Here is an 11,565-nt window from a genome sequence, read left to right as displayed (position 1 = left end):
GGCCGCGGCCAGCCACCCGGCGGACCGTGCCGTGTGGGCGCAAACGGCCCGGCACGGCGCCCTGCTGGGCATGGATGGCCCGGCACTGGCCCTGGAAGCCGCCGTGGCACGCGTTGCCGTGGAATGGGCGGCGGCGTCCGCATATGCCAGCGATGTACTGTTCGAGGACCCCGTGCGCGCGGGGTTGGACTGCCTGCTGGTTGTGCAGGGCTTCGCCGCCGACCCGCTGCCTGCGGCGCTGCAACCCTATTGGGGCGACAAACTGGCTGCGCTGGCCCTGCTGCCCCGGACGGACGTGCCGGCGTTGCCGGGTGCCGCTTCCCGCCTGGCCTGGCACGCCTGCCAGGATGCCGAAGACGAGGCCCAGCGCGCCGCGGCCTGCGCCCTGCAGCACATTGCCGCCGGGCGTTTCCCGCTGGCGCTGGTGTCTTCCGACCGGGCATTGACCCGGCGCGTGCGCGCCATGCTGGAAGACGGCGGCGTGCAGATCCGTGACGAAAACGGTTGGAAGCTGTCCACCAGCCAGGCGGCGGCGCAGGTGATGGCGCTGCTCAAGGCTGGTGTCTGGAATGCCTCGACGGACGCGGTGCTGGCCTGGCTCAAGGGGGCGCCGGCGTTTGCACCGGTGGTGGATGCGCTGGAAGCGGTGTTGCGCCGCGACCAGGTGCGCGACTGGCGCAGCGTCGTCGGCACACCCGGTCTGCAGCAGGCGCCCGATTTGTTGCAGGCACACGCCCGCATCGGCAGCGTGCGCGAACGGCTGCAAGGCAGCCGCACGCTGGCGCACTGGCTGGAGGCGCTGCGCGCCGCCCTGCAGGCCAGCGGCGTGTGGGACGCGCTGCAGGCCGATCTGGCGGGCACCAAGGTGCTGGCGGCACTGCGCCTGGCCGAATCGCCCCTGCCGGCGTGGAGCAGCCTGCTGGGGCAGGCCCTGTGGGCGCCCCGGCGCATGGACCTGACCGAGTTCACCGCCTGGGTGAACCAGTCGCTGGAGGGCGCGAGTTTTTCACCCCCATACCCCGAGCGCGAGCAGGTGGTGATCCTGCCCATGAGCCAGATGCTGGGCCGCCCCTTTGCCGCGGTGGTGCTGGCCGGTTGCGACGAGGTGCGCTTCAACCCCTCGCCCGAACCGGCCGGCGGCTGGACGCCGCCGCAGCGCGTGGTGCTGGGCCTGCCGTCGCGGGAGGCGCTGCAGGCCGAGATGGTGGCCGCCTGGAACCATGCCCTGCAAACCCCTTTTTGCGACGTGCTGTGGCGTTGCAGCGACGACGCTGGCGAGACCCTGCTGCCCAGCACGCTGGTGCAGATCCAGCAGCTGGATCGTGGCGACTCTGCTCAGGCGGATGATCCGCGCGTGGGCCGGCCCATCGCCCCCGCGCCCGTGCCGCGGCCGTTGCCCACGGGCGAGCGGGTGCCGGTGGGCCACCTGTCGGCCAGCGCCTACGATGATCTGCGCACCTGCCCCTACCGGTTTTTTGCCCTGCGCCAGTTGGGCCTGAAATCGGTGGATGAACTCGAAGGTGCCGTCGACAAACGCGACTTCGGCCTGTGGCTGCACGAGGTGCTCAAGCGCTTTCACGAAGAACTGCGTCTGCAACCCGCACTGGCGCCCGAGGCCCGGTGCGCCTTGCTGGATGCCGCCAGCCAGGCCACCACGCAGTCCATGGCACTGGCCGAGGGCGAGTTCCTGCCGTTTGCCGCTGCCTGGCCCGCTGTGCGGGACGGCTACCTGCGCTGGCTGGCGCAGCAGGAGGCCACCGGCGCGGTGTTTGCCAGCGCCGAGACGGCGCACACCCAGCGCCTTGGCGCGGTGACGCTGGTAGGGCGCATCGATCGCATCGACACGCTGCCCGACGGCACGCTGCAGGTGCTGGACTACAAGACCGAGCCCAGCGCCCGCACCAGCGCCCGCGTGAAAGAGCCGCTGGAAGACACGCAGATTGCCTTCTACGCCGCCCTGCTGCCGCACGACACCGTGCAGGCCGCCTACGTGAACGTGGGCGAGCGCGATGCCACCAAGGCCTACCCCCAGCCGGACGTGGTTGAGGCGCGCGACGCCCTGGTGGAGGGCATCCTGCACGACATGGAGCGCATCGCGCAGGGGGCGGCGTTGCCGGCCCTGGGCGACGGTCTGGCCTGTGACTACTGCCAGGCCCGTGGCCTGTGCCGCAAAGACTTTTGGGAGGCCACATGACTGCGCCCGTTGTATTGGCCGCCTTTGAACACAACGGCGCTACTGTGGAGCGCGCCCGCTTCTATGCCATTGCCTGCGACCCGCAGCGCAGCGTGGCGGTGGAGGCCTGTGCCGGCGCGGGTAAGACCTGGATGCTGGTCTCGCGCATCGTGCGCGCCTTGCTGGAGGGCAGCGCGCCGCATGAAATCCTGGCCATTACCTTCACCAAGAAAGCCGCCGGCGAAATGCGCCAGCGCCTGCACGAGTGGTTGCTGCAGTTTGCCCACCAGAGCGATGCCGACCTGCGCCAGGAGCTGCTGCACCGCGGCTTCACGCAGGAGCCCACCAGCGCGCAACTCGCCGCGCTGCGTGCGCTGCACCAGACCTTGCTGCACACCGGGCGCCCGGTGCAGATACGCACCTTCCACAGCTGGTTTGCCGCCCTGCTGCGCAGCGCGCCGCTGCAGGCCCTGAGCGACCTGGGGTTGCCCACCCAATACGAACTGCTGGAAAACGATGCCCAGGCCGTGGCGCAGGCCTGGCCGCGTTTCCAGACCCGCGTGGCCGGTGACGCGCAGGCGCGCCAGGACTATGTGGACGCCGTGGCCACGCATGGGCGCAGCCAGACGCAGAAGGCGTTGGAAGCAGCGCTGTCCAAGCGCGTGGAGTTTGCGCTGGCCGATGAACAGGGCATCGTGGATGCCTCGGTGCAGACCTTTGCCCAGCAGTACCCCGACTTTGCCGGCGTCGACACGCCCGAGGCGCTGCTGGCCACGCCGGTCGTGCAGGGTCTGCTGCGCGACGCCGCCCGCGTGCTGGGTGCCGCATCGCAGGCAACCTGCGTGGCGGCCGCCACTGCGCTGGAGCAGGCGGTGACGCAGGGCGACGGGGCCGCCGTGCTGGAGGCGCTGCTCACCAAGACCGGGGCGGCGCGCAAGTTCAGCGACAAGGTGGTTGGTATCGAAACCGTGCGCCAGGCGCAGGAGCAGGTGCTGCGCGTGGTGGCGGCCCAAGGGCAGCACCAGGCCTGGCTGCACCAGCAGCGCATGGCACGGCTGGCCCGGGTGCTGGTGGTGGAGTATGCGCAGCTCAAGCGCGAGCGCGGCTGGATCGACATGGGCGATCTGGAGCGCACGGCGCTGGTGCTGATGTCGGACCCCGTGCTCAGCGGCTGGGTGCAGGAGCGGCTGGACGCGCGGGTGCGCCATCTGCTCATCGACGAGTTCCAGGACACCAACCCCCTGCAGTGGCAGGCGCTGAGTGCCTGGCTTTCCGGCTATGCCGGCGCGGGCCAGGCGCCCAGCGTGTTTCTGGTGGGCGACCCCAAGCAGAGCATCTACCGCTTCCGCCGCGCCGAGCCGCAGGTGTTCAAGGCGGCGCAGCGTTTTGTGGCGCAGGGCCTGGGTGGCGATCTGCTGAGTTGCGACCACACCCGGCGCAACGCGCCGGCCATCATTGGGCTGGTCAACCAGGTCATGGAGCAGGCCCAGGCGGCGGGCGAGTTTGACGGCTACCGCGCCCACAGCACCGAGTCGACAGAGGCTGGACACCTCTTCAGGCTGCCGCGCATTGCGCGGGAAGCCGCTGCCGATGACGCCGCGGATGCGGCGGGCGAGGGCTCTGCAGGGGCTGGCGGCTGGCGCGACTCCCTCACCACCCCCCGCGTGGTGGCCGAGGAAACCCGCAAGACCCTGGAGTGCCGCCAGGCCGCGCGCTGGCTGGCCGAGCAGTTCCAGTCTGGCGCCGTGCGACCGAAGGACGTGATGGTGCTGGCGCGCAAGCGCGAGCGCCTGGGCCTGATGCAGGCCGAGCTGGCCGCCTTGCACATACCCGCCCAGCAGCCCGAAAAAAACGAGCTGGCCGACATGCCCGAGGTGCAGGACGTGATGGGCCTGCTGGACGCGCTGGTGTCGCCCCGGCACGACCTGTCCCTGGCGCGTGCGCTGAAGTCGCCGCTGTTTGGCGTGGGCGACGCCGACCTGGTGCAGCTGGTGCTGTGCCAGCGTGCCCTGCAGGCCGCGGCCCAGCCCGAAGACGGTGCGGCCGGAGACCGTGCCCCTGCCGTGCCGTGGCTGCAGGTGCTGCAGCAGGCGCCCGGCTTGCCCCCCGCGCTGGCCCCGGTGGGCGCGGTGCTTTCGCAGTGGAAAACCTGGGTCGACACCCTGCCGCCGCACGATGCGCTCAGCGCCATCTACCGCGACGGCGACGTGCTGGCCCGTTACGCCGCCGCCGCGCCGGCCAACCAGCGCGAAGGCGTGCTGGCCAACCTGCGCGCGCTCCTGTCGGCGGCTTTGCAGGTGGATGGCGGGCGCTACACCACGGCCTACGCCTTTGTGCGGGCACTGCGTGCCGGGGGCATCCAGGCGCCGGTGCGGGCCGACGCGCAGGCCGTGCGCCTGCTCACCATCCACGGCGCCAAGGGGCTGGAAGCGCCGCTGGTGCTCATGCTCGACACCGACGGCGAAGGCCTCAAGGCCCAGACCATGGGCGTGCTGGTGGACTGGCCCGGCGAGGCCACCCACCCGCAGCGCTTTGTGTTCCTGGCCAGCGAATCGAACCCGCCGGCCTGCGTGGCCGATGCCCTGGCCACCGAGCAGACCGCGCGCAACCGTGAGGAACTCAACGCCCTGTACGTGGCGCTGACGCGCACCCAGCGCACGCTGGTGGTCTCCAGTCTGGAGCCGCACCGCGGCAGCCCGACCAGCTGGTGGCAGCGCCTGCAGGAGCAGGCGCAGGACGCGCCGTGGCAGGCGCCTTCTCCGTCGGCTGCGCCCGTGGACGCTGGCACTATGGAAGTGCCGGGCACCTACACCCTGATTTCATTGCCAAATGGGGCTGCAGGCGCCGTATCCATTGCGCAGACAGCTAGCAAAACAATAGCAAAAGAGGGAGGCGCGTTGGCGGCAGCCGAGGACGCCGACAGCTTGGAGTCGCGCATCGGCCAGGCCATGCACCGTTTGCTGGAGTGGCTGCCGGTGCAGGGCGCCGTCCGTGCCGGGCAGCCGTGGCCGGCCGAGCAGCTGGACGCCGTGGCCCGTGAATTTGCGCTGGAGCCAGAGCAGGCCGGCATGGCCCACGGCATGGCGCAGGCCATTGTGCAAGGCGAGGGCGCCTGGGCGTGGGACGCTGGCCAGCTTGCCTGGGCGGGCAACGAAGTGGGGCTGGTGCACCAAGGGCGCATGCTGCGCATCGACCGGCTGGTGCAGCGCCGGGGTGAAGCCGGCGGTGGTGAGGGACAATGGTGGGTGCTGGACTACAAATCGGCCGCCCAGCCGCAGCTGCAGCCCGCGCTGTGCGCGCAACTGCTGGCCTACCGCACGGCGGTGGCGCAGACCCAGCCCGGACAACCCGTACGTGCCGCGTTTTTGACCGCCCAAGGCACCTTGATAGAACTACCCACTCCATGAACTCTGAACTTCCCGTTGTCGTCATTGGCGGCGGCCCCGCCGGCCTGATGGCCGCCCAGGTCCTGTCCGACGCCGGTCTGCCCGTGCATCTGTATGACGCCATGCCCTCCATCGGCCGCAAGTTTTTGCTGGCCGGCAAGGGCGGGCTCAACCTGACCCACTCCGAGGGGGCCGACACGTTTGCGGAACGCTATGGCGCCCGCCGCTCGGCCATCGAAGACCTGCTGCGCGACTTTGACGCCGGTGCCGTGCGCGCCTGGGCGCAGGGCCTGGGGGTGGAGACTTTTGTCGGCTCCTCCGGGCGGGTGTTTCCCAAGGACATGAAGGCCGCCCCCCTGTTGCGTGCCTGGTTGCAGCGGCTGCGTCGCCCCGCCCAGGGCCCCGGCGTGCAGTTCCACATGCGCCACCGCTGGACCGGCTGGGCCGAGTCCGCCGGGGCCGCCAACAACACCCTGTGCTTCGACACGCCGCAGGGCCCGGTGCAGGTTGCGGCCCGCGCCGTGGTGCTGGCGCTGGGCGGTGGCAGCTGGGCGCGCCTGGGCTCCAATGGCGCCTGGGTGCCCCTGCTGGCGGCCCGTGGCGTGGCTGTTGCGCCCCTGCTGCCGGCCAATTGCGGCTTTGATGTGCAGGGCGGCTGGAGCGAGCACTTCGCCAGCCGCTTTGCCGGCCAACCCTTCAAGTCGGTGGCGCTGGCACTGACCAACGCGCAGGGCGTGCATTTTGGGCGCAAGGGCGAGTTCGTGGCCACGGCCACAGGCGTCGAGGGCAGCCTGATCTATGCAGCGTCTGCCTTGCTGCGCGACGAGATCATCCGCACCGGCAGCGCCACATTCCAGCTCGACCTGTTGCCCGACATGGCACCCGAGCGCGTGCTGGCCGAGGTGAGCCACCCGCGCGGCACGCGCTCGCTTTCCAGCCATCTGAAGAGCCGTCTGCACCTGGAAGGCATCAAGACCGGCATCCTGTACGAGCTGCTGTCCAAGGAAGCCATGGCCGACCCCGCGCAGCTGGCAGCGGCCATCAAGGCGCTGCCCATTACGCTGGTGGCGGCGCGGCCCATTGACGAAGCCATCAGCACGGCCGGTGGCGTGTTGTTTGAAGTGCTCACGCCCCAGCTGATGCTGGAGGCGCTGCCCGGCGTGTTCTGCGCCGGCGAAATGCTGGACTGGGAAGCCCCGACCGGCGGCTATTTGCTCACCGCCTGCTTTGCCAGTGGCCGGCGTGCTGGGCAGGGCGTCTTGCAGTATTTGCAAGGAAAATAGGCTGCAATAGCCGTATTCATTGCGCAGACAGCTATTGAAATCATAGCGCTGCAACCCCTTGCGGGGTTGCAGGCGAGCCTCAAGCCTTGCCGGGCAGCATGTGCTGCAGGGTGTTGTCGCGCTGCACGTAGTGGTGGTACAGCCCGGCGGCCGCATGCAGGCCCACCAGCACGTAGCCGATGGTGGCGCCGGCTTCATGCAGCTCCTTGATCCACTCCGCAGCACTCTTGTTTTCGGCAATCAGCGGGGGCAGCTCCAGGCCGAAGAAGAAGGGCACGGGCTTGCCCTTGGCGCTGAGAATCAGCCAGCCCACCAGCGGCAGGCCAATCATCAGGGCGTAAAGCCCCAGGTGCATCAGCTTGGCCAGGGCGTTTTGCCAGGCTGGCGGTGCGGGCTGGATCAGCGGTGTCGGGCCCACCCAGCGCAGCAACAGGCGCAGCCACACCAGTGCAAAGACCGAGATGCCCAGCATGTAGTGCCAGGTCTTGAAGGCCTCGCGCATCGGGTCGCCCTTGGGGAACATGCCGCGCAGCTCCATGCTGGCGGCCACGGCCACCAGCAGCACGAGCATGAGCCAGTGCAGGGTGATGGATGGGCCGCTAAAGCGTTTGGGTGTCTGGATGGCGTTCATATAAGGCTCCTGATAAGTTGTCCGTATGGTGCCGTCTTCAGCTTAAGGTGGGCTGAAGGCCGCTACTGCGCGGGGAATCTGCTGGCTGCAAGGGGTCCAAAACGACCGATCATCTCATCCGCTTGTGAATGGCATATATCAGCATAAAGCAGGCATCTCAAAACAGCTCATGCGGTCAGCTTCTTGGCCAAAGCGGACTTTTGCGGGCACTTTGTGCTTTGGGTCGAAGCAGACACTTGACCGCAATCTTCGGATTTGATGAAATCCGGCATCTCAATCAACTCCGCTCTTGGAAATTAAGTGACCCGCAGCCCCACAGATACGGGCAGTATGACAAGTCATGCATCTGGTCGACGGTCTTCAAACCCTCGACGGCACACGACTGAAATTGGGACACGCCTTCCGATGCCTCCATTGCAACAAAGACTGCGGTAAGCTTCACCCGTCTTCCAGACGGCTGTCATGCACTCCACGCGGCCAAATGCTCCTTTATTTACTTGGAATTTCAATGGCTCGTCTCCTTGGCATTCATATCAAAAACTATCGGGCTCTAGCAAACGTTGAGCTGGGGCAAGTTCAGTATGGCAAAGGGACACCTCTTCCTCGATTGGCGTGTCTCATTGGCCCAAATGGCTCCGGCAAGTCTACAGTGCTCGACGCGTTCGGCTTCGTGGCCGACTGCCTGCTGGACGGTGTCGAGGCCGCATGCGACAAACCTTGGCGCGGCGGGTTTGATCGGCTGCGCACCCAAGGAGAAAAAGGCCCCATATCTTTTGAGATATTCTTTGAGGTTGACGACCCAGACCGGCCCATCGTCTACCAGCTTGTTGTCGACAATGTGGCTGGCGTTCCTGCTGCAGTAGCAGAAACATGCCGACAGCGTCGCGAAGGCCATACTCTTGGAAAGCCATACTATTTTCTTAAACTGAATAGGGGGAAAGGGAAGGTATGGGCCGGCCAAGCAGTAGGGGAGGCTACAGAATCCCGGATTTCACAAAAAGTTGACTTGGTGAATCTCGACAGGTTGGGCATTGCCACCCTGGGTAACCTGTCTGAACACCCGCGGATCGTAGCTCTAAGAACTTATGTCGAGCAATGGTACTTGTCGTATTTCGTGCCAAGTGCTGCACGTGTGCTACCTGCCGCCGGAGCGCAAAGGTGGCTCGACCGCGAAGGCGCCAACATTGGCAACGTTTTGCAGTACTACCAGAGGCAGAACCCCAAGGAATTCCGCGCTATCCTCAAGCGCTTGGCAAAAGCCATTCCTGGCCTGAAGAAAATTACGCCTGAAGTCAGCAAGGACAAGAGGCTCCTGCTGAAGTTCGATGAGGAAGGCTACCAGGATCCGTTTTTCCAGCATGGCATGTCGGACGGCACACTCAAGATGTTGGCCTATGCCGTGTTACTAGAAGACCCTCATCCACGGCCCTTCATCGGCATAGAGGAGCCCGAAAACGGTTTGTATGTGAGGCTGGTAGAGCGCCTTGCAAGTCAGTTCAGCAGCCGCACTGCAAATGCTGCGCTTTCCACGCAAATGCTCGTGACAACCCATTCGCCCTATTTTGTCGATGCACTAAAACCGTCGCAGGTGTGGCTAATTCGAAAGGGGCCAGATGGGCATGCCCAAGCCATCAACGCTGCTGATGTTGCCACTGTTGCGGCGATGAACAACAATGGCATTCCGCTCGGGTCATTGTGGTACAGCAATCACTTTGATGATGGGGCACCGGAATGACGCTGCACATCATGGTGGAAGGTCCGTCGGAGGTGGCTTTTTTCGATGGTTGGGTGAGTAAACTGAAGTCAACTCAGACCATCCGAGTTCACGCGCATCAAGGAAAAGGCGCTCTTCCCGCCAAGAATGCCAGGGCAAATGCCAAACTTAGGGGGCTGTTGGATCAGCTTCCTTTTAAGTTGAAGGCTTTTGCAGATACGCTAAACAAACACTCCGACGGGATACTCATTCTGGTGGATGCAGATGACGATGATCCTTCTGAGCTCCTCACAAGGATTTCTCAAACGGTAGTAATGTGCGCGCCCGACTTGAAAGTGGAAATCAGCGTCGCCACGGAAGAGATGGAAGCTTTTTATCTTGGGGATTTAAAGGCTGTCAAACGCGCCTACCCGAACGCCGATATGGTAGCTGCTAGAGCCTTTGTGCCAGACTCTATTTGCGGAACTTGGGAAAAGTTTGGAGAGATCATTGGTGACGATGGTGGCAACAAAGTCGCATGGGCGGAAAAGATGGGGCCTTGCGTAACAACTAAAGCTGCACAAAGCCGCTCCCCGTCATTCAAGGCTATGCTTGGAAAAATATCCGCGCTTAGTCTGCAACCTGCATTACCGCCCATCAAGAAGAAAAAGTTCCACTTCCGGGCGAAAGTCTAGTAACGGGTCGGAAGCAGTCTTGAAGTGGAGCAGCTTTAGATGACCGCTATGACCCAGTGACACGCATTGGGTAATTGACTGATGTCGATCGATAGTCCCCGTTGGGTCTGCAAGTCAACGCCAGCGACGGTGAAGAGCAGCAATTCCCGGCAGGGCTGCCAACAACGAAGAGTGGGGATTTAAGTTCGCCCTGTTTCGGGCGAATTTGCAAGCCAAACGGGGTGTGGAACCCGCGTCAATATTGGCTTTGTGAATAAGGTGACGGACCCCGACCCCGGCACTGGCTCCGCGGTTAGGGCTGCTTGGTTCCCCACCTGACCCGGTTGGCCGCCTCACCATGCGGGAGGGCCCGTCGGGGTCTATTCTAGGCGAATTCGGGGTTCGCCGTCCGGACGGCGGCGGTGCCGGACGCGGAAGATTTCCGTCGGCAGGCCGGGGGCGGTCCTGCCACCACATAGAATCTCCTCCCATGTCCTATCTCGTGCTCGCCCGCAAGTACCGTCCGCGCAACTTCACCGAAATGGTGGGGCAGGACCACGTGGTGCAGGCGCTGACCAACGCGCTCACCACCCAGCGGCTGCACCACGCCTACCTGTTCACTGGAACCCGCGGCGTGGGCAAGACCACGGTGTCGCGCATTCTGGCCAAGTCGCTCAACTGCCAGGGCGCAGATGGTACGGGCGGCATCACCGCCACGCCCTGCGGCGTGTGCCAGGCCTGCACCGACATCGATAGCGGGCGCTTTGTGGACTACACCGAGCTCGACGCCGCCTCCAACCGCGGCGTAGACGAGGTGCAGGCCCTGCTGGAGCAGGCGGTCTACAAGCCGGTGCAGGGGCGCTTCAAGGTCTTCATGATCGACGAGGTGCACATGCTCACCAACACGGCGTTCAACGCCATGCTGAAGACGCTGGAAGAGCCGCCCGAGTATTTGAAATTTGTGCTGGCCACCACCGACCCGCAGAAGGTGCCGGTCACCGTGCTGAGCCGCTGCCTGCAGTTCAACCTGCGGCCCATGGCGCCCGAGACCATCCGCGAACACCTGACCAAGGTGCTGGAGGTGGAGCAGGTCAGCGCCGAGGCACAGGCCCTGCGCCTGCTGGCCCGCGCCGCGCGCGGCTCCATGCGCGACGCCCTCAGCCTTACCGACCAGGCCATTGCCTTTGGTTCTGGCCAGCTGCAGGAGGCCACGGTGCGCCAGATGCTGGGCAGCGTGGACCGTTCCTACGTGTTCCGCCTGATCGAGGCGCTGGCTGTGGGCGACGGCAAAACCGTGGTGGAAACCGCGGAGGCCTTGCGCCTCAACGGCCTGAGCGCCGCCTCCACGCTGGAAGAAATGTCCACCGTGCTGCAACGTATGGCCGTGGTGCAGACCCTGGCGCAGAGTGCCGGTTCTGCGGCTGGTGCGCCGTCGGATGACGACAGCGACCCCGAGGCCACCGAGACCGCCCGCCTTGCGGCCCTGATGCCGGCGGACGAAACACAGTTGCTCTACAGCATCTGCCTGCACGGCCGTGCGGACCTGGGCCTGGCGCCCGACGAATACGCCGCGCTGACCATGGTGCTGCTGCGCATGCTGGCGTTCAAGCCCCAAGGCGCAACGCCAACGGCTGAAAAAAAAACTCTAATTAGCCCCCCGGTTCGTGTGCCCGTGGCCGCAGCGCCCGTGGCAGCTCCCGCCCGCCCGCCCGCGGCGCCCGCGCC

The 11,565-nt window shown here is 65.7% G+C and carries 7 protein-coding genes and 1 other RNA gene; 6 read left to right on the top strand and 2 right to left on the bottom strand.

Translation table 11 applies throughout. The features are described from left to right. The 3 genes from AC1Q5W_RS16635 to AC1Q5W_RS16625 form a co-directional block, all read left to right on the top strand. Positions 1-2,194: PD-(D/E)XK nuclease family protein (locus AC1Q5W_RS16635; RefSeq protein ID WP_492704277.1), on the top strand; the 2,194-nt coding region annotated here is incomplete at its 5' end. Then, complete coding sequence (locus AC1Q5W_RS16630; protein ID WP_492645671.1) at positions 2,191-5,580, top strand: UvrD-helicase domain-containing protein; 3,390 nt, start codon at positions 2,191-2,193, stop codon at positions 5,578-5,580. The genes AC1Q5W_RS16635 and AC1Q5W_RS16630, both read left to right, overlap by 4 nt. Next, the gene (locus AC1Q5W_RS16625) at positions 5,577-6,842 is read left to right on the top strand and encodes a TIGR03862 family flavoprotein (RefSeq protein WP_492645672.1); all 1,266 of its coding nucleotides are present in this window, start codon (positions 5,577-5,579) and stop codon (positions 6,840-6,842) included. Before AC1Q5W_RS16630 ends, AC1Q5W_RS16625 begins: the two co-directional genes overlap by 4 nt. 79 nt (positions 6,843-6,921) lie before the next feature. On the opposite strand, the gene AC1Q5W_RS16620 is transcribed toward AC1Q5W_RS16625, so the two are convergent. Further along, the gene (locus AC1Q5W_RS16620; protein WP_492645673.1) at positions 6,922-7,473 is read right to left on the bottom strand and encodes a cytochrome b; all 552 of its coding nucleotides are present in this window, start codon (positions 7,471-7,473) and stop codon (positions 6,922-6,924) included. A gap of 508 nt (positions 7,474-7,981) precedes the next feature. Between AC1Q5W_RS16620 and AC1Q5W_RS16615 the strand changes: the two genes are divergently transcribed. Beyond that, entirely contained in the window at positions 7,982-9,208 is a 1,227-nt protein-coding gene (locus tag AC1Q5W_RS16615; protein WP_492645674.1) for an AAA family ATPase, read from the top strand. After that, positions 9,205-9,861, top strand: a complete 657-nt coding sequence (locus tag AC1Q5W_RS16610) for a DUF4276 family protein (protein WP_492645675.1) — start codon at positions 9,205-9,207, stop codon at positions 9,859-9,861. The genes AC1Q5W_RS16615 and AC1Q5W_RS16610 overlap by 4 nt, the downstream gene beginning before the upstream one ends. A gap of 257 nt (positions 9,862-10,118) precedes the next feature. Here the strand turns inward: AC1Q5W_RS16610 and ffs are convergent. Continuing rightward, positions 10,119-10,215: signal recognition particle sRNA small type (gene ffs, locus AC1Q5W_RS16605), an RNA gene on the bottom strand. A gap of 115 nt (positions 10,216-10,330) precedes the next feature. Here ffs and dnaX point away from each other — a divergent pair. Continuing rightward, positions 10,331-11,565, top strand: a 1,235-nt coding sequence (gene dnaX, locus AC1Q5W_RS16600) for a DNA polymerase III subunit gamma/tau (RefSeq protein ID WP_492704276.1), incomplete at its 3' end; no start/stop codon positions are given.

The sequence above is a fragment of the Rhodoferax sp. MLSD5-FHT05B10 genome (genome assembly GCF_058793415.1).
Note: the sequence above shows the minus strand (reverse complement) of the source record. Positions and strands in the feature narration are given on the sequence as shown.